At 53.5% G+C, this 23,562-nt stretch carries 26 protein-coding genes; 5 read left to right on the forward strand and 21 right to left on the reverse strand.

Annotated elements, in window-relative coordinates; translation table 11 throughout:
- The first annotated feature begins 59 nt into the window (after positions 1-59).
- Positions 60-488 (forward strand): DUF2147 domain-containing protein, encoded by a 429-nt coding sequence (locus ACFOWX_RS07955; RefSeq protein WP_381422964.1) that lies wholly within the window; start codon positions 60-62, stop codon positions 486-488.
- A gap of 1 nt (position 489) precedes the next feature.
- Here the strand turns inward: ACFOWX_RS07955 and ACFOWX_RS07960 are convergent, their stop codons facing one another.
- Positions 490-1,305: an ABC transporter permease gene (locus ACFOWX_RS07960; RefSeq protein ID WP_381424971.1), complete on the reverse strand. Its 816-nt coding sequence runs from the start codon at positions 1,303-1,305 to the stop codon at positions 490-492.
- A gap of 137 nt (positions 1,306-1,442) precedes the next feature.
- Between ACFOWX_RS07960 and ACFOWX_RS07965 the strand changes: the two genes are divergently transcribed.
- From ACFOWX_RS07965 to ACFOWX_RS07975, 3 genes are all read left to right on the forward strand, one after another.
- The gene (locus ACFOWX_RS07965; protein ID WP_381422966.1) at positions 1,443-2,114 is read left to right on the forward strand and encodes a GcrA family cell cycle regulator; all 672 of its coding nucleotides are present in this window, start codon (positions 1,443-1,445) and stop codon (positions 2,112-2,114) included.
- Positions 2,115-2,239: 125 nt separating this feature from the next.
- Positions 2,240-4,228 carry a DNA topoisomerase IV subunit B gene (gene parE, locus ACFOWX_RS07970; protein WP_381422968.1) on the forward strand — a complete coding sequence of 663 codons (1,989 nt, stop codon included), beginning with the start codon at positions 2,240-2,242 and terminating at the stop codon, positions 4,226-4,228.
- Between the two features lie 37 nt (positions 4,229-4,265).
- Positions 4,266-5,618 carry a serine hydrolase gene (locus tag ACFOWX_RS07975; RefSeq protein ID WP_381422970.1) on the forward strand — a complete coding sequence of 451 codons (1,353 nt, stop codon included), beginning with the start codon at positions 4,266-4,268 and terminating at the stop codon, positions 5,616-5,618.
- Between the two features lie 91 nt (positions 5,619-5,709).
- Here ACFOWX_RS07975 and ACFOWX_RS07980 read toward each other — a convergent pair whose 3' ends face one another.
- The 19 genes from ACFOWX_RS07980 to ACFOWX_RS08070 all read right to left on the reverse strand — a co-directional run bounded on the left by ACFOWX_RS07980 (position 5,710) and on the right by ACFOWX_RS08070 (position 22,221).
- Positions 5,710-6,504, reverse strand: coding sequence for a LysR family transcriptional regulator (locus tag ACFOWX_RS07980; protein WP_381422972.1), 795 nt, complete (start codon positions 6,502-6,504; stop codon positions 5,710-5,712).
- Positions 6,501-6,905: a Co2+/Mg2+ efflux protein ApaG gene (gene apaG, locus ACFOWX_RS07985; protein ID WP_381422974.1), complete on the reverse strand. Its 405-nt coding sequence runs from the start codon at positions 6,903-6,905 to the stop codon at positions 6,501-6,503. The genes ACFOWX_RS07980 and apaG overlap by 4 nt, the downstream gene beginning before the upstream one ends.
- Positions 6,902-8,107, reverse strand: a complete 1,206-nt coding sequence (locus tag ACFOWX_RS07990) for a trans-sulfuration enzyme family protein (RefSeq protein ID WP_381422976.1) — start codon at positions 8,105-8,107, stop codon at positions 6,902-6,904. The genes apaG and ACFOWX_RS07990 overlap by 4 nt, the downstream gene beginning before the upstream one ends.
- A 10-nt stretch (positions 8,108-8,117) precedes the next feature.
- Complete coding sequence (gene leuB, locus ACFOWX_RS07995; RefSeq protein WP_381422978.1) at positions 8,118-9,173, reverse strand: 3-isopropylmalate dehydrogenase; 1,056 nt, start codon at positions 9,171-9,173, stop codon at positions 8,118-8,120.
- Positions 9,174-9,355: 182 nt separating this feature from the next.
- Positions 9,356-9,949, reverse strand: coding sequence for a DNA repair protein RecO (recO, locus tag ACFOWX_RS08000; RefSeq protein ID WP_381422980.1), 594 nt, complete (start codon positions 9,947-9,949; stop codon positions 9,356-9,358).
- A 91-nt stretch (positions 9,950-10,040) separates the two neighbouring features.
- The gene (locus ACFOWX_RS08005; protein WP_381422982.1) at positions 10,041-10,955 is read right to left on the reverse strand and encodes a hypothetical protein; all 915 of its coding nucleotides are present in this window, start codon (positions 10,953-10,955) and stop codon (positions 10,041-10,043) included.
- A 125-nt stretch (positions 10,956-11,080) separates the two neighbouring features.
- Positions 11,081-11,563: a bacterioferritin gene (gene bfr, locus ACFOWX_RS08010; RefSeq protein WP_381422984.1), complete on the reverse strand. Its 483-nt coding sequence runs from the start codon at positions 11,561-11,563 to the stop codon at positions 11,081-11,083.
- 111 nt (positions 11,564-11,674) lie between these two features.
- Positions 11,675-11,848: a (2Fe-2S)-binding protein gene (locus ACFOWX_RS08015; RefSeq protein WP_381422986.1), complete on the reverse strand. Its 174-nt coding sequence runs from the start codon at positions 11,846-11,848 to the stop codon at positions 11,675-11,677.
- Between the two features lie 77 nt (positions 11,849-11,925).
- Positions 11,926-12,441 carry a CBS domain-containing protein gene (locus ACFOWX_RS08020; RefSeq protein WP_381422988.1) on the reverse strand — a complete coding sequence of 172 codons (516 nt, stop codon included), beginning with the start codon at positions 12,439-12,441 and terminating at the stop codon, positions 11,926-11,928.
- A gap of 116 nt (positions 12,442-12,557) precedes the next feature.
- Entirely contained in the window at positions 12,558-14,495 is a 1,938-nt protein-coding gene (gene uvrC, locus ACFOWX_RS08025; RefSeq protein WP_381422989.1) for an excinuclease ABC subunit UvrC, read from the reverse strand.
- A gap of 51 nt (positions 14,496-14,546) precedes the next feature.
- Entirely contained in the window at positions 14,547-15,290 is a 744-nt protein-coding gene (locus ACFOWX_RS08030) for an SIMPL domain-containing protein (RefSeq protein WP_381422991.1), read from the reverse strand.
- A 62-nt stretch (positions 15,291-15,352) separates the two neighbouring features.
- Positions 15,353-15,973, reverse strand: a complete 621-nt coding sequence (locus tag ACFOWX_RS08035; RefSeq protein ID WP_381422993.1) for a F0F1 ATP synthase subunit B family protein — start codon at positions 15,971-15,973, stop codon at positions 15,353-15,355.
- A complete protein-coding gene (locus tag ACFOWX_RS08040) occupies positions 15,966-16,460 on the reverse strand; it encodes a F0F1 ATP synthase subunit B family protein (protein ID WP_381422995.1) in 495 nt (164 codons plus the stop codon). Before ACFOWX_RS08040 ends, ACFOWX_RS08035 begins: the two co-directional genes overlap by 8 nt.
- Positions 16,461-16,524: 64 nt before the next feature.
- Positions 16,525-16,752 carry a F0F1 ATP synthase subunit C gene (locus ACFOWX_RS08045; RefSeq protein WP_381422997.1) on the reverse strand — a complete coding sequence of 76 codons (228 nt, stop codon included), beginning with the start codon at positions 16,750-16,752 and terminating at the stop codon, positions 16,525-16,527.
- A gap of 44 nt (positions 16,753-16,796) precedes the next feature.
- Positions 16,797-17,582 (reverse strand): F0F1 ATP synthase subunit A, encoded by a 786-nt coding sequence (locus tag ACFOWX_RS08050; RefSeq protein WP_381422999.1) that lies wholly within the window; start codon positions 17,580-17,582, stop codon positions 16,797-16,799.
- Positions 17,583-17,620: 38 nt separating this feature from the next.
- Complete coding sequence (locus tag ACFOWX_RS08055) at positions 17,621-17,941, reverse strand: AtpZ/AtpI family protein (RefSeq protein WP_381423001.1); 321 nt, start codon at positions 17,939-17,941, stop codon at positions 17,621-17,623.
- A gap of 297 nt (positions 17,942-18,238) precedes the next feature.
- Complete coding sequence (locus tag ACFOWX_RS08060) at positions 18,239-18,631, reverse strand: YdbL family protein (RefSeq protein WP_381423003.1); 393 nt, start codon at positions 18,629-18,631, stop codon at positions 18,239-18,241.
- Positions 18,631-18,867 (reverse strand): YnbE family lipoprotein, encoded by a 237-nt coding sequence (locus ACFOWX_RS08065; protein WP_381423005.1) that lies wholly within the window; start codon positions 18,865-18,867, stop codon positions 18,631-18,633. The genes ACFOWX_RS08060 and ACFOWX_RS08065 overlap by 1 nt, the downstream gene beginning before the upstream one ends.
- Positions 18,868-18,945: 78 nt before the next feature.
- Complete coding sequence (locus ACFOWX_RS08070) at positions 18,946-22,221, reverse strand: intermembrane phospholipid transport protein YdbH family protein (RefSeq protein WP_381423006.1); 3,276 nt, start codon at positions 22,219-22,221, stop codon at positions 18,946-18,948.
- A gap of 105 nt (positions 22,222-22,326) precedes the next feature.
- Here ACFOWX_RS08070 and radC point away from each other — a divergent pair, with 105 nt between their 5' ends.
- Positions 22,327-23,019 (forward strand): RadC family protein, encoded by a 693-nt coding sequence (gene radC, locus ACFOWX_RS08075; RefSeq protein ID WP_381424973.1) that lies wholly within the window; start codon positions 22,327-22,329, stop codon positions 23,017-23,019.
- Positions 23,020-23,104: 85 nt separating this feature from the next.
- Here radC and fdxA read toward each other — a convergent pair whose 3' ends face one another.
- A complete protein-coding gene (gene fdxA, locus ACFOWX_RS08080; protein ID WP_381423008.1) occupies positions 23,105-23,443 on the reverse strand; it encodes a ferredoxin FdxA in 339 nt (112 codons plus the stop codon).
- Between the last annotated feature and the right edge of the window lie 119 nt (positions 23,444-23,562).

The raw sequence follows: 23,562 nt of genomic DNA on the forward strand, positions 1-23,562 counted from the left end.
TTGGACGATTGTGTAACTTATGCGATGGACCCAGCGAATGACGGGTTAAGGAGAATACAATGCAGCAAAGCTTTTTACGTAATGCAACGCTCGGCGCAATCGCTTTAACCACGGCCAGCGCGGCATATGCAGCGCCTGCGTCGGTTAATGGCCAATGGGTTACGCAAGATAAAGACGCTGTGGTATCAATTGGCCCATGCGGTGCAACCATATGCGGAAAACTGTCGCAATATCTTGTGACTCCGCCGAACGGAGTAGGTCAAAAGGACGTAAATAATCCAAATAAGAGCCTGCGCAGCCGCAAGCTGCTTGGCACGGCTTTTCTGACAGGTTTTAAGGCCGATGGAACCCAATGGCGCGGCACGATTTATGATCCTAAAACCGGGAAAACTTACCGGTCGGTTATGTATAAAGGCAAAAGCGGCAATTTGATTGTAAAGGGGTGCATTGGTCCATTTTGCCAATCGCAAACCTGGACGCCGCGGTAATTTAAGCGCGCAATTTCCAGCCACTGCACAGCAGGCGATACACAATAAAGCCAAATATCAAATTAAGCACCGCCAATATCGACATGCCGAGGAAAATGTTGGAATCAGTCTGACCCAAAAAGCCATATCTGAAGCCAGAAATGATGTAGAAAAACGGATTGGCATGGCTGATTGCTTGAAATGTTGGAGCGAGCCGGTCAATGGCGTAAAAGGTCCCCGACAATAATGCGAGCGGCGCGATGACGAAATTGGTCACGGCCGCCGCGTGGTCGAATTTTTCGGCCCAGATTGAGGTTAAAATCCCGACCTGCGCCACTAAGGCCGATCCCAGTAATCCGAACAGCAGCGCAACCGGAAGCGCTTTTGGCATTACCGAAACGCCGGGCCATAATACCATTGCCAGCCACACCGCACCGCCGACCAAAAAGGCACGAGTGACGGCTGCGCCAACCATTGCCAGCATCAATTCTGCATTGGAAAGCGGCGGCATGAGATAATCAACGATCGTTCCTTGAACCTTACCGACCAGCAGCGAAAAGCTGCTATTGGCAAAGCTATTCTGGATCATGCCCATTACGATCAATCCCGGTGCCAGAAAATCGGCAAACGGAACGCCGAGTTCTGTTCGGTCGCCTCTGCCCAATGCCAGCGAAAAAATCGCAAGAAATAATAAAGTCGTCAACGCCGGGCCCCAGACCGTCTGCAGCTGCACCTTCATAAACCGGCGCACTTCCTTCAAATAAAGCGTGCGCAACCCGATCCAATTCATCCCCATCGCGGGCTGGCCATAGGCGGGGAGTTGAATTTTGCTGCTCATATTCCCATTTTGGTGAGTAACAGGCGCGTCGGTTTCGGTTTTTGGGTGGATAGTCATCGCAATATCGACTATCGGCTTGGCTATCATATCGCAAGGCGCATTTGCGGCTGTATCAAATTATTCAAATGGAGCAATTCATGGCTTGGACCGACGAACGGATCGACCAACTCAAAAATCTTTGGGAAAAAGGGCTTACTGCAAGCCAGATTGCCGAAGAATTGGGCGGGGTATCGCGCAATGCTGTGATTGGAAAAGCGCACCGTTTGGGCCTGAAGTCCCGGCCGTCTCCGGTTAAATCGGGTGATTCGAAAAAGAAGGCGGCGGCGGTCAAAAAAGCCGCACCCAAAGCGCCTCCCAAACCGAAGATGATGGCAGCCGAAGCACCTGCAGCCGCTGCGCCGCGTCCAAAAACATCGACCACATCGATCCCGTCGTCGATCGCATCCGCACCTGCTCAGCCATCATCTGATCTGCCCAAGGTCGTATCAATTGGCCCCGGCGGGTTCATGCGCCAAGGTCCAGGTGATCAGCAAGCCCCCATACCACCTGCGCCGCCGCGCCGGCTTGTTCCTGCCAAGCCAAGCCCTGAAATGGCCGATAAAACGTCGCTGCTCGATCTGAATGAACGGATCTGCCGCTGGCCCATCAATCATCCGGGTGAAGCCGATTTCCATTTTTGCGGCGAAGCAGTTAACCCAGGATTTCCCTATTGCGTCGAACATTGCGGCCGCGCCTATCAGGCGCAATTACCGCGCGGTGTCCGCCGCCCTCCGCCGCCCATGCCATTCGGCGGGCCGCGCGTGAGATAACAAACCTGTGATAGGCCAAAGACTATCCCATCACAGCAGCAGCAATTAACGGTCCCACCAATTATTCGTGGATAAGTGGGGATCGTCGCTTGCATCGGCGAGTCTCCGGCCTCTATAGCTAAAGCATGAGCGATGATCTTTTTGGCGGCGGCGCTGCGGCGACTGCGGCTTCCAAGGAATATGACGCCTCCCAAATTGAGGTTTTGGAGGGACTGGAGCCGGTCCGGCGCAGACCCGGCATGTATATTGGCGGCACCGACGAGCGCGCGCTCCACCATCTCGCGTCCGAAGTGCTCGACAACAGCATGGACGAAGCGGTCGCGGGGCATGCCAACCGGATTGAGGTTTATCTGGCCGCTGGAAACCGGTTGACGATCACCGATAACGGCCGAGGAATTCCGGTAGACCCGCATCCCAAATATCCCGGGAAATCTGCATTAGAAGTCATTTTGACCACGTTGCATTCGGGCGGTAAATTTGAAGGCAAGGCTTATGCTACATCGGGCGGCCTGCATGGCGTGGGCGTATCGGTCGTCAATGCGTTATCCGACGAAACGGTGGTTGAAGTAGCGCGCGGAAAGCAGCTTTACCGGCAATGCTTTTCAAAGGGCCATGCGGTCACCGCGCTGGAGGATTTGGGACCAACCCCCAACCGGCGCGGCACAACCATCTCCTTTACCCCCGACGCCGAAATTTTTGGCGAGACCGCAAAATTCAAACCGGCTCGTTTGTTCAAATTGGCCCGGTCCAAGGCTTATTTATATGCCGGCGTCGAAATCCGTTGGCGCTGCGATGCTGAACTCGCGAGCGAAGACGTTCCGCAAGAGGCAGTGTTTCAATTTCCCGGCGGACTGTCAGATCATTTGAAAGAACAGCTTTCGGGCCGCGCCTGTGCCACCGCCGATTTTTTCAGCGGAACGCAGGAATTTCCCGATGACCAAGGCCGCGTCGAATGGGCGATCAGTTGGCCCTTATATTCGGATGGAATCTATAGCTGGTATTGTAACACAATTCCGACACCTGCGGGCGGCACGCATGAAGCGGGTGTTCGCGCTGCCCTAACCAAAGGGCTGCGTGCTTTTGGAGAATTGGTCGGCAATAAAAAAGCGGCGCAAATTACGGCCGATGATATTTTCAATGAATCCGAATTGATGCTGTCGGTATTCATCCGCAACCCGCAGTTCCAAAGCCAGACAAAGGATCGGCTGACCTCGCCGGAGGCCGCTCGTTATGTTGAAAATGCCATCCGCGATCATTTTGATCATTTCCTTGCCGATAATATGGAGCGCGGCAAAGCATTGATCGGCTTTATATTGGAAAAGGTCGACGACCGGCTCCGCCGCAAGGCCGAACGCGAGGTCAAACGCAAAACGGCAACGAGCGCCCGCAAACTGCGCTTGCCAGGTAAATTGACCGACTGTTCAGGTGACAGCAGCGAAGGCACCGAGTTGTTCATCGTGGAAGGCGATAGCGCAGGCGGCAGCGCCAAACAGGCCCGTGACCGCAAAACACAGGCAATATTGCCGATCCGCGGGAAGATCCTCAACGTCGCCTCCGCCACTCGTGATAAAATACGGGCCAACAGCGAAATTGCTGACCTGCTGCTCGCGCTGGGTTGCGGAAGCGGTAAAGAATGTAACCCTGAAGCTTTACGCTATGACCGCGTGATCATTATGACCGATGCCGATGTCGACGGCGCCCACATTGCGACGTTGCTGATGACATTTTTCTTTCAGGAAATGCCCGACATCGTAAAGGAAGGACATCTTTATCTGGCACGGCCGCCGCTTTATCGGCTCACGCACGGGTCGAAAAGCGTATATGCCAATGACGATGCCCACCGGGCCGAATTGGAATCGACTATTTTCAAAGGGAAAAATGTCGATGTTGGCCGGTTTAAGGGTCTCGGCGAAATGAACCCGTCACAGCTGCGCGAAACCACGATGGATCCCGCTACTCGGTCGCTTATCCGCATCACCCTGCCCCGCGAATATGAAGAGCGGGCGAGCGTAAATGACCTGGTTGACCGGTTGATGGGGAAAAATCCGGAACATAGGTTCAATTTCATACAGGATAACGCAGCGCAGCTTGATGAAGACGCCATCGATGCCTAAGCTGCGGCAATTGGGTCGGCAACAAGGGAGTGCTTCAATGAAAAAACTGGTTCTGGCAGGAGCGATGCTGTGTCTATCGGCTTGCGCGACAGCTACACCGCCGGCAAATGCGAGTGCGAGTGTGGACAATAAAGCCGCCCCAAAAAGCGAAAGCACAGCTGCTGGAAAGACGGAAAGCGCCGCGCTCGATATCCGCATCCCGCAGCTTTCATCGGTATTAAAGGGCGAATATAAACCCGAAGATTATTTCACCGAGCAATTTCTGGCCGCAGTGCCCCAAGCTCAGTTGGCGCAATTATCCGCAAGCATCATCGCCCAATATGGACAACCGTTGACAGTGATCGAAGTCAAAAAGACCGCGCCCGATGCAGCGACCCTGCAACTCGAATTTGAAAAGGCGATTGCCACTTTCAACATCAATGTGGACGTCAATAAACCTTATAAAGTCCGCGGACTGCTGGCGACCAGCTTTGCGAGTAAGGACGATAACTTTGAAAAGATCAGTGCCGATTTTGACGCGCTGCCCGGACAGTCGGCTTTTCTTGTTGAAAAACTGGATGAAAATGATCCCGGAGAGATTATTGCTGCGCGCAATGCGGATAGGCAATTTGCGATCGGATCAACTTTCAAACTGTATATTCTCGCCGAGCTGTCGGCTCAGGTAAAAGCGGGCGCACGCAAATGGTCGGATGTTGTGCCACTGGCGCACCGTTCTTTTTCCTCCAGCGCCACGAACCGTTGGCCAGAAAATAGTCCAGTGACATTAGAGACATTGGCGCTGCAGATGATTTCCGTCAGCGATAATAGCGCGACCGACACACTGCTCCACGCGCTGGGCCGTGAGAATGTGGAGCGTAAATTGGCGCAGATTGGTCACAGCGCTCCTGACAGGACGCTGCCTTTTTTATCCACCGTCGAGGCATTTGCACTCAAAGCGCCCGCCAATGCCGACCTATATGCTCGCTACATAAAAGCAAATGAGGTGCAGCAGAGGCAGATTATCAATACACAGACCGCGCGGCTGGGCTTTGCCCAAGTTGACGACAGCACTTTCAACGGCGGCCCTGTTCATATTGACACCATCGAATGGTTTGCATCGCCCATCGATATGTCGGCGCTATTGAATCATATCCGGCGGGCAGGTGATCCCAAAATGCTGGAAATCATGCAAGTGAACAGCGGAATCGGGCCAGCAGAAGCGGCCAAATGGAATTATTTGGGTTATAAGGGCGGCAGCGAGCCCGGCGTCATATCCATGAGCTTTCTGGTGCAGTCCAAAGCGGGTGATTGGTACGCTGTCAGCGGCAGTTGGAATAACCCAGCCAAGGAGGTCAACGACACGCAATTTGTCCTGCTGATGACCCGGTTGCTGCAAGCGGTGACAGGTTAACGCCGGTTGAAACTTGCCAACCTCATAGGTGTGAATGCGGCGCATATAAAAGCTTTTGGCTGACGCCGATGCAGGGACGCCAAAAACTGCGTTAACTTTGGCTGAGCGCTTCGACCAGCGATCTGACTTTTTTCTGTCGCCATTGCGGTAACGGCGCGATCAGCCAATAAGCAAGATCGCTGTCCACGGCATTGTCCAAAGCCCGCACACGCCCGTGCGCCAAATCATCCTCCGCCAGCAAATGCGGTACGGTGGCATGGCCAAGGCCGATCGCTGCGCTGTCGATAGCCAGACCAGCATCGCTGAGCCGAAGCGCAGCTTCGCCTTCACCGACGGGGCATCCGGGCCAGCTAATCGGCGTTGCCGCACCGTCCTGTACCGCCCCAACTTTAACGAAAGCGCCGGGTGCCAGCCTGACCCCTTCATAATCACCTGGCCCCCGCGTTAGGCGGATCGCCATATCCAAATTGGCCTCGGTAAAATCCACATCTTCGTCCGCAGCAACCAATGTAAAGCGGGTTTCGGGATTGTCTTTACCATAGCTCGCAAGCCGCTTTGCCAGCCATTTGGCGGTAAAGTCACGCGGCGCAGCGATGGTTAGCGAATTGGAGGATTGGCCCGCCTGCATCGCGCGAACCGCCTCTTCAAATTGCAGAAATCCGCTGCGCAAAGCATCGAGCCCCGCCGCGCCTTCGCCGGTTAGCTCCAGCCCCTTGGGCGTCCGGCGGAACAGAACAACGCCCAGCATATCTTCAAGCGCCCGTATCTGCTGCCCCACCGCAGCCGGCGTTACGGCAAGCTCATCAGCGGCCTTAGTAAAGCTTAAATGGCGCGCCGCCGCGTCCAGCACGCGCAGGCCGTTCAAGGGCAAATGGGTGCGTTTCATTGGGCGGTGGCAGGGGCCACAAGTTCAAATCGCGGAATATCGGCCAAAAATGTATTGCCATCTGCGCGAATGAAACGGAATTTGCCCTCCATAAAACCGCTGGATGTCGGCAGAGGGCAGCCCGATACATAATCATGCGCCCCGCCAGGTTGCAGCACGGGTTGTTCACCGACCACTCCGTCGCCATCAACATGGTTGACCATGCCGCGGCCATCGGTAATCCGCCAATGACGGGTCAATAGCTGCACCGGTTCGTCACCATGATTTTCAATGCGGATATGATACGACCAAAACCAGCGGCCCTTCGAAGGTTCCGATTGGTCGTGCAGGAAATTAGGTGCCACACGAACGGTGATGGCATTGCTGTTGGCGCTTTCGGCAAAGAAAGAATCGAGGATCATAATCCAGCTATTGTGAGGGCATTATCCAGATCGTCAATCAAATCTTGCGGATCTTCTAGCCCGATGTTGACGCGCAGCATCCCTTCCGTCACGCCCATTTCGCCGCGCATCTCTTCGCCCATAGCGGCATGGGTGGTGGATGCAGGATGAGTCATCAGGCTACGGCTATCCCCAATATTATTTGAAATATCAATTAATTCCAATGCGTTGAGCAAAGAAAATGCTTGTGTGCGGTCAGCGACAAGGAAGCTGAAAATTGGGCCGAAAGCCTTCATCTGCTTCGCCGCCAATTCATGTTGCGGGTGGCTGGCGAGGCCGGGATATAGCATGGTCGGCACACGCTGTTCCAAGAAACGGGCTACCTGCATCGCATTTTCCGATTGGCGCTGTGCCCGAAGATCAAGCGTTTCCAATCCCTTATGCACGACCCACGCATTAAATGGCGACAGATTGGGTCCGGTATTGCGCTGAAACGGTAACAGCTTGTCATTGATGAATTCGGCGCTGCCGCATATGGCCCCGGCGAGCACGCGCCCCTGCCCTTCCATCAGCTTAGTCGCGCTATACGCAACTACATCGGCGCCGAAATCAAGTGGGCGTTGCAGCGCGGCAGTCGCAAAAGCATTATCGACCACCGTGGTAATTCCATGCGCGCGGGCGAGGCCGCAAACATGGTGCATATCGACAATGTCCATCGTTGGATTGGCGGGCGTTTCGAAGAAGAAGACTTTGGTATTGGGCCGGATGACAGCTTCCCACGCAGCATTGTCGCGGCTATCGATTGTCGTTGTTTCTATGCCAAAACGTGGCAGTAAATGATCGGTCAGCCAGCGGCAGGAGCCAAAGGCAGCGCGGGCGGCAACAACATGGTCCCCCGCCGATAGCTGGCATAGTAAAGCAGCCGTCATCGCCGCCATACCCGTTGCCTGCACACGGCACGCCTCGGCGCCCTCCATTAATGCAACGCGTTCCTCCAACATTGCGACGGTCGGATTTTGCAGGCGGCTATAGGTCATGCCCGGCTCATCGCCTGCAAAACGTGCTGCGACCGTTTCAGCATCATCATACGTATAGCCAGAGGTCAGGAACAACGCCTCGCTCGTTTCGCCATGCTCGCTGCGCCAAGTGCCGCCGCGCACCGCCTGTGTCGCTGGACGCCATTTTGATGTGATTGTACGGTCAAGGCCGGTATCTTTTTTCATATGACCGTCTCTAGCCCGCTGAGGCCAAAGCAGCAATTACCGCGTCGCCCATGTCGCTTGTGCTCATTGTGCCGCCAAGGTCGGCGGATCGGGCACCTGCAGCAAGTGCGGACGCCACTGCAGCCTCAATCTGATCCGCCGCCTCTGCCATGCTCAGCGAATAGCGGAGCATCATCGCCGCAGATAATATAGTGGCCAGCGGGTTCGCCTTACCCTGCCCGGCAATATCGGGCGCGCTGCCATGTATGGGTTCATAGAGGCCTTTGCCGCCGCTATCGAGCGATGCGCTGGGCAACATACCGATGGAACCAGCGCACATGCTGGCCTGATCCGACAATATGTCACCAAACAGGTTGCCGGTTACAATCACGTCAAATTGGCCAGGATTGCGCACCAGCTGCATCGCGCAATTATCGACATACATATGGCTAAGCTGAATATCGGGATATTCGCTCGCAACTTCAATCACCACGTCGCGCCATAGCTGAGAGGTTTCGAGGACGTTGGCCTTGTCCACACTGCACAATCTTTGGTCCCGCGCCATCGCGGTCTTGAAACCGACATGGGCAATGCGGCGCACCTCATCCTCATTATAGGACATGATGTCATATCCTTCGCGCTTACCGTCCGCCGTCTTGCGCATACCTTTTTCCCCGAAATAGACATCGCCGTTCAATTCACGAACGATCATCAGGTCGATCTGCGTCGCGATTTCGGGGCGCAATGCAGATGCGCCAGCCAGCTCAGGAAATAGGGTTGCGGGGCGCAGATTGGCGAAAAGTTCCAGTTCCTTACGCAAACCCAAGATCGCCTGTTCGGGACGCAAATGGCGTTCGAGCGCGTCGCAGTCGGGGTCACCCACCGCACCGAACAATATCGCGTCGGCACGCTTTGCCAGATCCAGCGTTTCGGATGGTAGCGGATGACCGCTGGCCTTGTAAGCCGCACCGCCAACAGGAGCCTCTTCATAAATCAGCCCATCCAGGCCGACCGCGTCTAAAACCCGTTTGGCCTGTGTGATAACTTCGGGTCCGATCCCATCTCCGGGCAACAGGGCGATAAGCATAATAATCTCTTTAATAAAAAGCCGCCGCCCTGACCTTGTTTCACAGACCATTTCGCCTCGCGGCACGCCGGTTAAGACGGATAGATGGGCGCTGAACCAAGCTCAGCATGACGATATGGCTGAACTGCCATCCCCCTGCCAATAACATCGGATTTTTGCAACCGCCCATTGCGATGAATGTCTTATTCAATTGCCTTTTTCAGCCGCTCAACCAATCTCTCCCGCGCCGCCATAACGTCAGCACGCCTTTCGCCAAGCACATGTTCCACCAAACGCGCGCGGTTCTGCGCCATCATCGCGACGGGCGTATCGCCATTTTTCGGCATTTCGTCGCCATAGCCCAGCTCACTCAACAATAATTCTTCGTAACGCGCCACTGAACCAGCCCATCGCCGCGCTGCGGGAGCCAGCTCGATGGCGGATAAAACTCCGTCCAATGCACTATGTAGTCTTGGGAATGGCACCCCCTCGGCCAACGTCGCTGCGGTTAGCGCGGTGACCCAATCCATGGCTGAAACCGCCAACGGCTCGCCCAACAAATGCGCCCTGCTATGTTCAGGCTCAGCGGTTAAGGAGGGTAGCTGCCCCAATATCCGGGCGCGCCATTCGCCTTTTATCACATTGCCGGGGATCAGGACTGGGCGCAAATGCCGCCCTCGTGCGCCCTGGACATAGCCTGCAAGCAGGCCATGATCCGCCGTCATTGCCCGCACCACTGCTCCGGCTTCACCATGCGGGCGGACGGCACAGATAGTGGCGGTTGCGGTTATTTCCATAAGCCGCGCTTATGACGGATAAATATGCTGCGGGGAAGTGGGTTGGCAGCGGCGCCTATTTCCCTATATTTTAAGCGCGCAGGATCCGCGCCTAGGCGGCTTTGCGCTGAAAAAGGCGGCGGAAAAAACCGACCTTTTCTTCAACTTCAGGCTCTTCTTCTTTTAGTTTTTGGCGCAGCAAAGTTCCGGTGAGCTCCTGCGTATCCTCTTCCATATTGCGTTCGATCTTAACGGCCAGCTTTGGCATTTTTGCCGCTTCCACCACTTTTGCCTCACGCGGCACATAAACCGACGTAAATTCAATCTTCATATTGTGCATCCCGACGATCACCGGGATTTTGCCAGACAAACCAAAACCGTCGAGCAGGCTTTTGACCGCCTGATGAAACCGAATAGCGCGCAGCATCGCACATAGGCGAAATTCAATATAGGGCAGCGGGATGATATCCGCCGCCAATCCTTCTGCTGCGTCCAACACATGCTGTTGATCGCGGAAATGATATTGGCGTTTGTGGCGCAGCAATGCAGTGTTAAGCTCGCTGAGGCCATTCATCTCCAGATAGACCTCCAAATCCTCTGACTTACCATACCAATCAGCGCTGGGGTTTAATGCGGCCGCTAGCAATTCGGCGCGGGACTTGGCGGAAAAAGCAAAATGTTCATCGGTGTATAATACAACCTCGGCATCGGGATGATGAACCGTGCTTTTATCTTCAAATACCAGATCCTCTTCATTCGACATGACAATATGAACGGCGGTAATCGGCTCTTCACCTTCATATTGGGCAATGGCATCGCCAATTTCCGCCCATCCGGACAATTCGACCGCATCTTCATCCAATTCGCGGCACAGAGCCGCCAGCGGCGTGTCCATATCTTCCAGGTCGTCCAATATGCGCTGCGCCGCGATATCCAGATCACCGGCATGAACAAATGCCTCCACCTGACTTAGATATTCGGCCTCCGCCGCTTCGTCGAACCATTTGGTTTGCAATGGATGTGTCATGTAAAATGCCCCTGGAACATGGTAGTTCCAAAGGGCATTAGCTGTAAAATCTTGTTATAGGGTAAATGCCCACATTTTTGGGTATAGGGTCCAGACCCTAACCAATCTTATCGGCCAAACAGACTTTAGTCTTCTTCGGGTGGGGCACACTGCAATTGAATATAGTTTTGCAGCCCCATTTTCTCGATCAACTCAATTTGCGTCTCCAGCATATCAACATGATCTTCTTCGCTTTTCAGGATATATGCGAACAGATCGCGGCTGACATAGTCACGGACTTTTTCGCAATGTTCCATTGCATCTTGCAAGGGCGGGAGCGCTTCCAACTCAAGTTCCAGATCGCATTTCAGCAATTCCTCAACATTCTCGCCGATGCGCAAGGTGCCCAGCGCCTGAAAATTCGGCAACCCGTTCAGGAACAAGATACGTTCCGCCAGCTTATCGGCATGCTTCATCTCATCGATAGATTCGCCATATTCAAATTTGGCGAGCTTGCTCATGCCCCAACTGTCCAACATCCGGTAATGCAGGAAATATTGATTGATCGCGGTCAATTCATTTTTGAGCACGATGTTGAGATATTCGATGACTTTTTTGTCGCCCTTCATGGCTTAATGCCCTTTCTGTTAGCTTATTTTTTCGAGCATAAGCTAACAGGCATACGCCCATGGTGTAAAGGCAAAAAATGGCAGTTTTCTGGGCTTTTTCAGCTATTGAGACTAGCAAGCAATAGCGGGTTCGCTGCTGATAATGCGTTTCGCCAGCGGCAGACATTGACCGCACTGAAATTTGCAGCCCAATTTGCGATAGGCCTTCGCCGGGCTGCGCGCGCCAGAGCGCACAGCTTCACGAACTTCGCCTTCTTTCAGGGCATTACAATGGCAAATGATCACAGCGACTCAAACTCCTATTGCGATGCACTCTCAATAGCGAAATTGAGAGTAGCTCGCAATAGCAATTTTGCCTTAATCTATCTTGTTAGCAGCAATGCAAAGATGCCGGTCAACGCAATCAACACAAAAACCGCAAGGCCAATAAAAATGGACGGGTTAATGTCAAAGGTTGCGCGCGCCTGTTCTTTTACCCGGTTGAGCAATTCGGGCCAAGTATAGCTGACAAAATCGCCCTGGCTCATAATCCCGATCAAGGTTCCGTCATCATCGACCACGGGCAAATGGCGAAAACGGTCATTTGACATTTGGCGCAGCCAGTCGAGCAAATCATCATCGCCCCGTGCGAGCCGCAAATCCGATGTCATTATAGCACTCAGCGCGGTTTTTTTGGGATCCAGCCCCTTGTTGATGAGCCGCCGCATAAAGTCCCGCTCGGTTACGATACCAAGCGGCTTATTATCCGGCGATACAACAACCGCAGCGCCATAATTTTTTTCGCTCATCGCTTGAACGGCGGTAAACACATCTTGTTCGGGGCTGAAAGTTAATACGGTACCTTTACGATTAAATTCTGGACGATCCTTTATCTGCATAGTTTGAGACTCCGTGGGAGTAATATCCCGCGCCGTTAATCTACGCCAAAATCGCCTATCGACAAGCCCAATCGGAAATGGTTCCTAAGGGTATAGCAATGTCTCTTATCCTGACCCTAGGTTGAGTGATAAAAATCATAGACTGTTTGCGCCACCGCCGCACTGACTCCCGGTGCGCGCATAATGTCCTCTAAACTCGCATCCCGCACCGCTCGCGCAGTCCCAAAATGCAACAGCAACGCTTTTTTGCGAGCGGGTCCGATACCCGGAACTTCATCTAAAGGGCTGGACGCAATAGCCTTACTGCGTTTTTTACGGTGAGCGCCGATTGCGAAGCGGTGCACCTCATCACGCAGCCGTTGCAGATAAAACATCACCGGCGCGTTCACCGCCAAGGTAAATTCCCGGCCATCAGGGAAATGGAATGTCTCTCGCCCGGCATTGCGATCTGGTCCCTTACTAATCCCGATAAACGCCACATCATCGATATCGAGGTCGTCGAGTACCGACTTCACCGCACTAACTTGCCCCTTGCCCCCGTCAATCAGCAACAGGTCCGGCCATGCGCCGGCTTCGCGGTCGGGGTCCTCCTCCAATGCACGGCCAAAACGGCGGCGCATTACTTCGCGCATCATGGCGAAATCATCACCGGGGACTGAGTCTTTATCCTTGATATTCCATTTGCGATATTGCCCTTTTACAAATCCTTCCGGTCCGGCGACGATCATCGCGCCGAGCGCATTGCTGCCTTGAATATGGCTATTATCGTAAACTTCTATCCGTCCCGGCGGTTTGGGCAATTCGAACAGCTCCGCCACTTCTTGCAGCAACTTGTTCTGCGTCGCCGATTCCGCTTGCCGCCGGTCGAGTGCCTCGACGGCATTGCGCACGGCTTGCTTGATGAGCTTCGCCCTATCCCCGCGCTGTGGCACCACAATTGCTACCCTATGCCCAGCCTGTTCGGTCAGCGCATCGGACAGCAGCGCCTCTTCGGCTGGCGCGCGGTCGGTCAATATCGTTTTGGGCGGCGGGACATCTTCATAAAATTGCATCAGGAAGCTAGCGAGCACCTGATCCTCTGGCACGTCAGTGGTATGCACCGGAAAAAAGCTGCGATGCCCCCAATTCTGGCCGCCGCGAATAAAAAAGGCTTGGATACACATTGCGCCATTTTTTGCCGCCAGAGCGAATATATCGGCATCACCGACGCCCTCGGCATTGATAGCTTGCGACCCTTGGATGAAAGTCAGCGCCTTCAGCCGATCACGCAGCGTTGCCGCCGTTTCGAAATCTAACGCTTCTGCCGCCGCCTCCATTTGAGCGGCCAATTTGCCCTGCACTGCGGTGGATTTACCCGATAGAAATGCAGTCGCGTCCTTGACCAATCCTTCATAATCGGTCTTGCTAATCCGGTCGACGCAGGGCGCTGAGCAGCGCTTAATCTGATAGAGCAGGCACGGCCGATCACGATTGTTGAAAAAACTGTCGGTACAATTGCGCAGCAGGAATAGTTTTTGCAGCGCATTGATGGTCTGGTTCACGCTGCCCGCGCTGGCAAAGGGGCCGTAATATTGCCCCTTATGCCGCCGCGCGCCGCGATGTTTCTGAATACGGGGAAAATCATGGTCCGCGCGCAGCAGGATGAAGGGAAAGCTTTTGTCGTCGCGCAGCAGGACATTATAGGGCGGGCGGTATCGCTTAATCAGCTGCGCCTCCAGCAACAAAGCCTCCGCCTCGCTGCCCGTGGTGACGATCGTCATGCTGCGCGTTTGCGCCACCATGCGGCGCAGGCGGTTGGGCAATCGGTCAACCTGCGTATAATTGCTCACGCGGTTTTTAAGTGCCCTTGCCTTACCGACATAGAGAACATCGCCTCGGGCATCGTGCATCCGGTATACGCCAGGCCGCGTCGGTAAAGTCTGCCAAACATTGCGGATTGCAGCGACCCCGGCATCCAGATCAGGCACCCCTGCCCCGCGCACCGCATAAGTCGCCGCCTCTTCGTTAAAACGCGACGCGGCGTTGGGTGTGTCTGGACGATCGGCTTTGGACATAGTCCTGATCTAGGCAATCACCGTTGAGTAGACAATGGCCCAATTTGGTTGTTACGGAACAAGCCTATATCTCACCGTAACACTAACACTGCGCTGCACGTCTCCGGCCTCGACAGGGGTCTCCGCGGCGAAGCCCGGACGACCGCCGGCCGTGATTACATTTGAAAGCGGTATATCGACGCGAAAACCGCTGCTTTCATCAATGGCAATAATATCTGCGCGCTTGTGCCCTGTCGACACGGCATAGAATTGCGACAGCTTCATTGCCTGCTCCATAGCATCTTTGCGAGCCTCCTGTACCAGGTCACTATCGTCATTAATCGTGAATGTTGGACCATTAATCCGATCGGCTCCTGCCGTAACCAGCGCGTCAATAACGCCGCCACTGTCCTGAATATCGGTAAGTCGAATCGAAATATCGTTCCGCGCTTCATATCCCGTCGGCACTCTTGGCTGTCCCGTACCCGAATTATAGGAAAATTGCTGGGTCAGCATCACTCTGGATGTCTGCACAAAACGGCGCTCAACACCAATTTTTTTGAGAGCATCAAACAACGCATTCATTTTTTTCGCATTCGCTGCAATGGCTTCGCGTGCGGTTGGCTCTATTGCGCTAACGCCAGAGGATAATATAGCGCGGTCTGGCTGTGCCTGCGCCGTGCCGGTTATGGAGAGCGTCAGGACCCGATAATCGCCACCATCGCTGAGGCTCAGATCACTTTGCGCAAACGCATTTGGCGCAAACGCTGCAAAGGAAAATATAGATAAGGCAAAGCTGGATTTAAGAAATGGCATCAAAAAAGGCTCCTATGAAGGGGAGCCTTTATTGTTGCGACAATCTTATATGTTGCAAGTTATTAGTTTAGCGCTGCAATCGCCTGATCGATCAGGGCCGCGTCAGCCTTTGCATCAGCGCTGCTTGCAATGATTTGCTCGGCGGCGGCGGCCGATACGGCGGCAGCTTTTGCACGAACACCGGCAATCGCAGCGGTTTCTGCGGCAGCGATTTTCTCTTCTGCCATTTTGGTGCGGCGCGCGATCATGGCGGCAGCATCATTTTTGGCATTGGCAATAATTTGCTTCGCTTCTTCTTCGGCGTGCAATTTCATCTGCTCGGCGTCATAGGCGGCCTGCTTCGATTTGGCGACATATTCAGCCTTGATCGCCTCTGCCTCAGCCCGCAGCTTTGTCGCGGCGTCAAGCTGTTCCTTGATGCCATCAATTTGTTTATCAAGCGCAGCGGCAATCATGGCGGGGACCTTGGCCCATAATGCGATGCCGATTACCACCACCATGGCCAGAGCCACGAGCATTGACGCATCGAAGCCCAGTGCCGATGGGGACACATGAGCCTCCGTGCCGCCATGGCCAGCGGCTTCGGTTGCCGCATGATTTTCCGCCGAATGGGGATCGGTTGCAGCAGCATCGGTCGACGCCGATACCGCAACTAGTGCTGCCATTTGGATAAAATCAGCCATTCGCCATTACCGCCTTTACTGCTTTCGATGCCGCCGCTGGCGTAACCGATATGCCCGAAACCTTCGCCACGATGTCCGCTGCGGCTTCGCTTGCAACATTTTCTACGCTCGCCATCGCTGCTGCCGTCGCTTTGGCCAACTCGGCCTCTGCTGCCGCCATTTTGGCAGCAATATCCGCGTCAGCAGCGGCCAGCGTTTTTTCGGTTGCTGCGGCGGCCTTTGCCTTGGCTGCATTCGCCTTGGCTTGTGCTTCGGCACGGGCAGCGTTTAATTCTTTATCTCCGCCTTCCTCCAACTGCTCGGCCTCCGCCCGCGCGGCTTCCGCAGTCGCAAGGTCGTCGGCAATTTTCTTGTTCCGTTCGTCAACGGTTGCTTCCACCTTAGGCAGCATCATTCGGGCAATGCCGAAATAAATGATACCAAATGTGATCAGCAGCCAGAAAATCTGCGACGCATAGGTTTCAAGAAGTTGAGCGATTTGAGGCATGATGGCTCTCTAAACTTAATATGAGAAAACATGCCCCGGCAATGGAGCCGGGGCCGTTTGGATATTAGGCAACGAAGATCAGGATCATTGCAACAACGAAGGACAACAGACCCAAAAGTTCTGCCGCCGCAAAGCCGATGAACAAACGGCCCTGTTGACTGTCAGCTGCGGCTGGATTGCGCAATGCACCCTGAAGGAAGGAACCGAAAACGTTACCCACACCGCCGGCGGCAAGGCCTGCACCAATTGCTGCGAGACCGGCACCGATCAATTTTGCTGCTTCTGCGTCCATGATAAAAACTCCTGTTAAAAATAAATGGTAATAGGTTGAAAAACTTAGTGCAAATTAACCGCGTCGTTAATGTAGAGCGACGTCAATAAAGCGAAAACATAAGCCTGAATGGCACAGACCAGCAGTTCAAGCATAGTGATGCCGATCATCAGGATAAAGCTTGGCAAGGCCACAACCGGCGTCACCCAAAGCGCCTCCGCATTGAGGCCGTTGATTACGAAGCCCGCTAGCACCTTCATCAAAACGTGACCTGCCATCATTGCAACGAACAAACGCAGCGCCAAACTGAACGGCCGGACCATGAAAGAAAAAAGCTCAATCAGCGGGATCAACCACAGCAGCCACCATGGTGTGCCATGCGGAACGAACAGTGAGAAGAAATGCAGGCCATGCTTCCAAAAACCGACAATCAACACGATCGAAAAGCTCATCAAAGCCAATATACCGGTTATGGTGAAGTGGCTGGTGACGGTAAAGGTATGGACGCCGGGAACGATCCCAAAGGGCATCATGCCCATGAAGTTTGCAATAAGGATGAACATGAAGAGCGAAAATACGAAAGGCACATATTTTTTGCCTTCGGGGCCGATGCTCGACGACATCATATTATTGACGAAGCCCGCGACGCCCTCAACCGCCATTTGCCAGCGGCCCGGCACGATTTGCCGTTTCATGCCGCCTGCCATGAAAATCCAGATTACGCCCAGAACCAATAGCATGAACAGCGAGCTGTTGGTGAAGCTGATGTCGTAACCGAATAATTTGAAATCAACGAGAGGGTGAATCTCGAATTGATACATCGGATCGATTTTGCCGCTTTCAGATGCCACTTTTCACTACCCTGTTAGATGCGCGTAAAGCGTCCGAACTATTCCGGACGCTCTGCTGAAATCTTTATGATGTTCCTGAACGCCACGATGATCCCCATAAAGAGACCGGCGAGCAGGATCCACGGGGTTGTCGCCAGCCAACGGTCTAGAAAACCGCCAACTATCGCACCACCCGCAGGACCAGCTATCAATTCCGTCAAAACCCTATTTCCCTGCTTCATCCCCTTGGAGACGGGCTGGTTGGCTTTACCGGAACGGACGTCTTCGGCGGCGCGGACCTTTTTCAGCTGCATGTCTAACGAATCGAGCCGAGGGTCTTTGCCGTTTTTGCCGTCCTGCGCGGGATCGTCTGAAGCCATGAGAAACCGTCCTTTTTGTTACGAAAGCAGCGGCCATGAATTCGGGAAACCCCGCCTAGGCACGGGCGCTTTAGGAGAGGCTGGGTTCCAAGTCAATGGCCGCAAATTGCATTAAACGGCGAATATGTTGCGCCGCAGTAAAAATATGTTGGCGTCGAATATTAACGCTACCACCCTCCACCCGATTTGTAGAGAGCGTAACCCCGCCATTTCTGTATGATCTCGCCAATAGCGCATGAAAAAAGCCCCTGAGCTAGATCGCTCGGGGGCTTTTTGAAATGCGAATATGCCACATGCTTATTGCGGGCATTTGCTATCTAGCTGCGGCGGACCATCAGTGCGTTGCACCCAAGAACCATTTGGCGCCTGATAATATTCGCCGGGCTTTGTATTTTTAATGTTGGTGCATCCACCCGTAAAAGCAGCCTCGTCAGGCCGAGCGCGCGTGGTTTCCGCAACCTTAAAATAAACGTCCTTACGTTTGATGTTGATTGCGGAGATCAGCGCTTCAATCGACGCCGATGGCGTTGACACTGCACCGATATAGCCATCCATTTTTTCGCCCACCAGGCCGCTTGATTTCGCGCCTTTATACTGGTCGACAAGCGTTTGGGCCACCGACACTCCCGGCACAACTGATACCGCCAGCAAGGCGGCTGCAGCTGTCACTTCAATCCAATTTTTACTCATCAGAATATCTCCGAATTTTCAGCGATTGCATCTTTAACCGCCCCTTGAATGCGTAACAAAACTTTTTGTTCTATTTTAATGTTGAGATTGATCTCAATTGGCTTGTCCGGAGCCGCGACTTGAACGCAGCCACCAAATGCCAAAAAAGCAGGGGTCGCCATGATGATGCAAACATTCCTTTTCATAACATCGCGATTCGCAATTTTTACGCATCGCGTCAATCTTTCTTCTGTCATGCCATTCCCCTGCTTTCTAAAGGCTGAACCGCTTGTTCATTCAATGGTTTGCTGCGTTTATACGCTAGAAAGGGCCAGTCATTCCGGTTTGCCATCATCGCCCCGCAATAGCTTTTCCTGCTCAGCGCGGATCTGGTCGATATTTTTCTGTGCCAAAAATTGCGGATCATAGGTGGACCGAACCAACCCCATTAATTCGAAAAAGGATGCCTCGATCCGAATATTGAAACGGATTGGAATATCCGCCAATTGCCGCGTAATGAAATTGCGCTTCGCCCCTGCGCCCTGTTTAATGCCGTCAAAATTGATATTGGTGATAATCTCTCCGCCCAAATCGCCGCCCATTTCGATCCGCAGTCCGGTATAGTCTATGGACCGCAGCGCATCGAATGCGAAATTAGCATAGGCATTCAGGTCCATATAGGTAAGATCGCCAATATAGGAGATATTCCCACCGCCACTTCGCGCGATCAATTCGCCGCCAACAATTTTGCCGCCATTAAAGTCAAAAACCATGGGCAATTTGCCATCAAAAACACCCGTCGCCGCAAGGTTATCGAAATCAAACTGTTCAATAAACTGCCCAACCTCAACGCCTTTCACATCAAGCACCAAATAGCGCGGTTTATCCACGCTCATATCCCAAACGGTCGGCTCAATGCTAAGCTCGCCGCCTGCGAAGGGCCAGCTCCCACCCTCAATCTGCACTTTCCGTCCGGCAAGCAACCGGTAGCGGACTATACCGTCCAATGCAGCCACACCCGGGTTAATTGTATCGATCCGGGCAATTTGCCCCGGTGCCGTTTCCAACGCGAGCAGGTCAGTAAACAGCAATTCAGTTTTCAGCCCCCGTACCGGACCGAAAGCAGCGGCCAAATCAATCCCGGTGGTACCGAACCGGCCTGTGCTGATAATGCCATCTTCATTCGTATCCCATTCGATACGCGCGTCTCCAAAAACCGGTCCGGCCACATTCTGCACCAATCCGCGTGTCACCGGCGTCAACAATTCAGGCGTCAGCCGTTCATTAAAAACCAGGTTATCAACCGCCAGCAAAGCACGGCCTTCGCCGCCGTTCAAATCATGCCTCAAATCAAGGTCTGCAATTTTCGTAGCGGTAGTTGGTTCATAAATTTCTGCCAATCCATTGATAATCCCGCCCTCAAAGGTGATCAGCGCATTCGGGATATTCAGCTTCTCAAAGCGTTGATCAAGTAGCGAATCCTCATAATTGGCTTCGCTATCGGTAATATCGAGCCGCGCCTGCAATGCGACATCGCCGTCCACCAATGTCCAATCGCCCGATGCGTCTGTCATCATCACCGGCACATTGGCAATTTTGCCGTTCGCGCCTGATAAACGGCCGCGCATGCCGCCGGATGCAAATGAACCGTTGAGCGCCGCAATTTCAAAATAAGTGAGCGCGTCCATTGAGCCCGCCTCGACCCGAACATTTTTGGTATCAAAACCTGTGTCAAAATTGAAACGAAGCACCGGCGCGGCGATACGGATGGGATTGTCGCCATAGGCAGCACGCAGGTCTGCGGCAGTGAAGCCTCTCGCAAGATCAAATCGCGCCTGTCCAGTGCGAATATCGAACCGCGATCCGCCATAGCTGCCCGACGCCTGCATTGACGGCAATGTCGCCTTTACTTGCGTCCCCGTTCCGGTTTGCACGATATAACCGCCATCGGGGCAAATACGCAGATTCTGTTTGGACAGGACAAGCAGATTATATTGTATGCGGTCAAATGAAACCGATTGGCAGCTATTATAGAGTGACAGGCGTCCGGCATCATAGCGGCCGTTTAAGGCGAAGTTTACGCCGTTAACAAATCCCTGTGGTAGGGGTCCGCTCAATTTGGCTCGCCCGTCAAATGTCCATGCTCCGCCCGGCCTGCCGTTGAATGCCAACGCCGGTATCGACAGGCTGGCTCTGCCCGCTGCATAAGGGTCTACGGCGATATCTCCGGACCAGCTGTCCCCAGCCCCCTGCCGCAATGCGATGCGCGTCACAGGCATATTGCCGCCCGATAATGATAATCGCAGGGGCGAAATCACGCGCCATATATCTCCGCGTTGAGTTAATTGCGTGGCACCCGATTGCGTCAGGCGAATACCAGAACGCGACCGGATGTTTATCCCGTCGATTAGCGCGCTAGAACTACCACCGCGCCGAACATCCGCATCAAACCTCAGGCGGGCATCAAAATTATTGACACCGCTTTTTACCGCAGGGATCAGCTGCGCCACCAATGGCCCGGCTGGCGTCGCTTTGCTATTCTGCGCAAGTGCGTCCATGCCCGTCAGATAAGAAGCCGCAACCTTGCCGCCGCCGATATTCGCATCACCGCGCGCCGTTACAGCAAAGCCGCCATCTCCAAAATCCAAATGGCCTTTTGCATCAAAGCCAAGACTCTGAGCATTTAGTTGTGCGCTCTCATATCCCCCATCGGCAAGCCTGACGTCGAAATTTGTCCTGTCACCGCCGCCTGCGAATGACAATGCGCCCCGGGGACGGATGAAATTCTGTTCGCCAACCGACAATGCCGATAGACTGTAATTCACATCGCCAAACCACCGGTCGAATTTTGCATTAAGCCGCAAATCACCATCAATGGTTGGCGCTTTCGCCAATATTTCGCTGTCATTGCAGCTTACGCTTTGCGCTGTCCATGGACCGATTAAATTGGGCCGCCGGAAATCTAGCAGGTAGCGACCATCAAATGCTGCAGCATCAAACCGGCAATCCTGATATTGCAGCAAGGGCGCACGCAAGGCTAAATTACCTTCAAACCGCTGCCGTAAAAGGCCTTCACCGTCCAAGCCAGCGCCTATCCGTCCCCAAGGTGTATCAAGGCTCATTTGCGCATCGGACAGGTCCACGCCAATATCGGGAATTTCAAAAGGCTCTTTGCTGTCGGGGTCGGTGAATTTATCCAATTCGCCAAAGCTCAGCTTTTTGCCATCATATCTTCCATTAATTTTTACGCCATTCGCGCGAACGTCGCGTACTGTGACCCCTGAAAAATTGAGCGCCACATCAATTTCCACCCATTTTGCGGTAAAGTCAGGATTTGCCGGGTCGCCGACCACAATATTTTCAATGCGCTGCGTCCGCAGGCCAATATCCTTAATCTGATAACTGGCGCGGATATTATATTTTTTGATCTGATCCTCAGCGAATCTTCCGGCAATATTCACCCGCTGCCAATAACCGATGGTGAGCAGCAGAATGAGCAGCAGCGCGGCCAGGCCGAATATCCACCTTACCCACATTCGCCGCTTACCCGCCGCTTTTGATGGCGGGGGATCGGACTGCGCTACTTCGTCTTCTGTGGACAAATTGGCCATAAGTGACAAATGCGGCAAAGCGAAAGCGGTTGCAATGTCGAATATGCCAAATGCCTTGATTATCCGTTAGAAATCGATGACAAGACTATGTTTGTGCAGGGGAAAATGATTATGCCGGATGGCGGTTCAGCCGATAATAAAGGTCATAGGGAGCGGTTGCGGAACCGTTTGCTGCAACAGGGCGGAGATACGCTGCTCGACCATGAACTGATTGAATATCTCCTAATGCTTGTCATCCCGCGCAAAGATACCAAACCGATCGCAAAGCAGTTGCTGGCCCATTATGGCAGCGTGGCAGCGCTGATTACCGCCGATGCGGAAAATATCGCAGGTCAACCCGGCATGGGCAGCACCAGCGCCGCTGCTTTCAAAATTGTGCAGGCCGCGGCGCTGCGGATGATTAGCGAGCCCGTTCGCGAAATGCCGATCTTGGCGAGCTGGCAAGCGCTGCTTGATTATCTGCGCGCCGATATGGCGCATTTGACGACGGAGCGCGTGCGCATACTCTATCTCAACAGCAAAAATATGCTGATCCGTGACGAGCTGACCAGCGAAGGCAGCATTGATCAGGCCGCCATCTATGTCCGTGAAGTGGTACGCCGCTCTTTAGATTTAGGCGCAGCTGCTATCATATTGGTGCACAACCATCCGAGCGGTAACAGCAGCCCCAGTCGTCAGGATATCGCCTTGACCCGCGAAATTATCGATGCGGGCAAGAAATTGGGTATCACCGTTCACGACCATATTATCGTTGGCAAAGACGGCTTTTCATCGATGCGCAGCGCTGGATTGATTTAGGCCGGTTGAAAAAAAGCGCCGCATCCGGGGATGCCGCGCCTTTTTTGTTACAGAGCCCTGTAAGCTCAGATGATAAGATTTTCGGTTAATCGCCATCACCGGGTTCAGGTGAGAAATATTCTTCGAACTTGTTTTCAACGCCTTTAAAATCATCCGCATCTTTTGGTGGTTCGCGGCTGGTCGTGATATTCGGCCATTCGGCGCTATATTTCGTATTCAGCTCCAGCCATTGCTCCAAACCGCTTTCGGTATCGGGCAAAATTGCTTCTGCCGGGCATTCGGGTTCGCACACGCCGCAATCGATACATTCGCTGGGGTTGATGACCAGCATATTTTCGCCTTCATAGAAGCAGTCCACCGGGCACACTTCGACGCAGTCCATATATTTGCATTTGATGCAGGCATCGGTCACGACATAGGTCATCGGGTAAACTCTCCTAAGATATTACAGGCGGTTTTGTCGCCGTTTCAGATATACGCCTATTGTGGATAATATGGTCAAGTCAACAATCTGTTATCGCAAAAACACATTTTTCTTTGCGA

The sequence above is a fragment of the Sphingorhabdus arenilitoris genome (assembly GCF_042651485.1).
GTDB lineage: Bacteria > Pseudomonadota > Alphaproteobacteria > Sphingomonadales > Sphingomonadaceae > Sphingorhabdus_B > Sphingorhabdus_B arenilitoris.

Excerpts from the sequence above, each read along its gene's own strand:
- ACFOWX_RS08040 (WP_381422995.1), bottom strand. The coding sequence starts at position 16,460 with ATGCCTCAAATCGCTCAACTTCTTGAAACCTATGCGTCGCAGATTTTC.
- uvrC (WP_381422989.1), bottom strand. The coding sequence starts at position 14,495 with ATGTCCAAAGCCGATCGTCCAGACACACCCAACGCCGCGTCGCGTTTT.
- ACFOWX_RS08035 (WP_381422993.1), bottom strand. The coding sequence starts at position 15,973 with ATGGCTGATTTTATCCAAATGGCAGCACTAGTTGCGGTATCGGCGTCG.
- ACFOWX_RS07975 (WP_381422970.1), top strand. The coding sequence starts at position 4,266 with ATGAAAAAACTGGTTCTGGCAGGAGCGATGCTGTGTCTATCGGCTTGC.
- ACFOWX_RS07990 (WP_381422976.1), bottom strand. The coding sequence starts at position 8,107 with ATGAAAAAAGATACCGGCCTTGACCGTACAATCACATCAAAATGGCGT.
- ACFOWX_RS08065 (WP_381423005.1), bottom strand. The coding sequence starts at position 18,867 with ATGACAGAAGAAAGATTGACGCGATGCGTAAAAATTGCGAATCGCGAT.
- ACFOWX_RS07965 (WP_381422966.1), top strand. The coding sequence starts at position 1,443 with ATGGCTTGGACCGACGAACGGATCGACCAACTCAAAAATCTTTGGGAA.
- bfr (WP_381422984.1), bottom strand. The coding sequence starts at position 11,563 with ATGAAGGGCGACAAAAAAGTCATCGAATATCTCAACATCGTGCTCAAA.
- ACFOWX_RS07955 (WP_381422964.1), top strand. The coding sequence starts at position 60 with ATGCAGCAAAGCTTTTTACGTAATGCAACGCTCGGCGCAATCGCTTTA.
- radC (WP_381424973.1), top strand. The coding sequence starts at position 22,327 with ATGATTATGCCGGATGGCGGTTCAGCCGATAATAAAGGTCATAGGGAG.
- recO (WP_381422980.1), bottom strand. The coding sequence starts at position 9,949 with ATGGAAATAACCGCAACCGCCACTATCTGTGCCGTCCGCCCGCATGGT.
- fdxA (WP_381423008.1), bottom strand. The coding sequence starts at position 23,443 with ATGACCTATGTCGTGACCGATGCCTGCATCAAATGCAAATATATGGAC.
- ACFOWX_RS07980 (WP_381422972.1), bottom strand. The coding sequence starts at position 6,504 with ATGAAACGCACCCATTTGCCCTTGAACGGCCTGCGCGTGCTGGACGCG.
- ACFOWX_RS07960 (WP_381424971.1), bottom strand. The coding sequence starts at position 1,305 with ATGAGCAGCAAAATTCAACTCCCCGCCTATGGCCAGCCCGCGATGGGG.
- ACFOWX_RS08030 (WP_381422991.1), bottom strand. The coding sequence starts at position 15,290 with ATGCCATTTCTTAAATCCAGCTTTGCCTTATCTATATTTTCCTTTGCA.
- ACFOWX_RS08045 (WP_381422997.1), bottom strand. The coding sequence starts at position 16,752 with ATGGACGCAGAAGCAGCAAAATTGATCGGTGCCGGTCTCGCAGCAATT.
- ACFOWX_RS08070 (WP_381423006.1), bottom strand. The coding sequence starts at position 22,221 with ATGGCCAATTTGTCCACAGAAGACGAAGTAGCGCAGTCCGATCCCCCG.
- ACFOWX_RS08055 (WP_381423001.1), bottom strand. The coding sequence starts at position 17,941 with ATGGCTTCAGACGATCCCGCGCAGGACGGCAAAAACGGCAAAGACCCT.
- apaG (WP_381422974.1), bottom strand. The coding sequence starts at position 6,905 with ATGATCCTCGATTCTTTCTTTGCCGAAAGCGCCAACAGCAATGCCATC.
- ACFOWX_RS08060 (WP_381423003.1), bottom strand. The coding sequence starts at position 18,631 with ATGAGTAAAAATTGGATTGAAGTGACAGCTGCAGCCGCCTTGCTGGCG.
- ACFOWX_RS08020 (WP_381422988.1), bottom strand. The coding sequence starts at position 12,441 with ATGCAGATAAAGGATCGTCCAGAATTTAATCGTAAAGGTACCGTATTA.
- leuB (WP_381422978.1), bottom strand. The coding sequence starts at position 9,173 with ATGCTTATCGCCCTGTTGCCCGGAGATGGGATCGGACCCGAAGTTATC.
- ACFOWX_RS08005 (WP_381422982.1), bottom strand. The coding sequence starts at position 10,955 with ATGACACATCCATTGCAAACCAAATGGTTCGACGAAGCGGCGGAGGCC.
- parE (WP_381422968.1), top strand. The coding sequence starts at position 2,240 with ATGAGCGATGATCTTTTTGGCGGCGGCGCTGCGGCGACTGCGGCTTCC.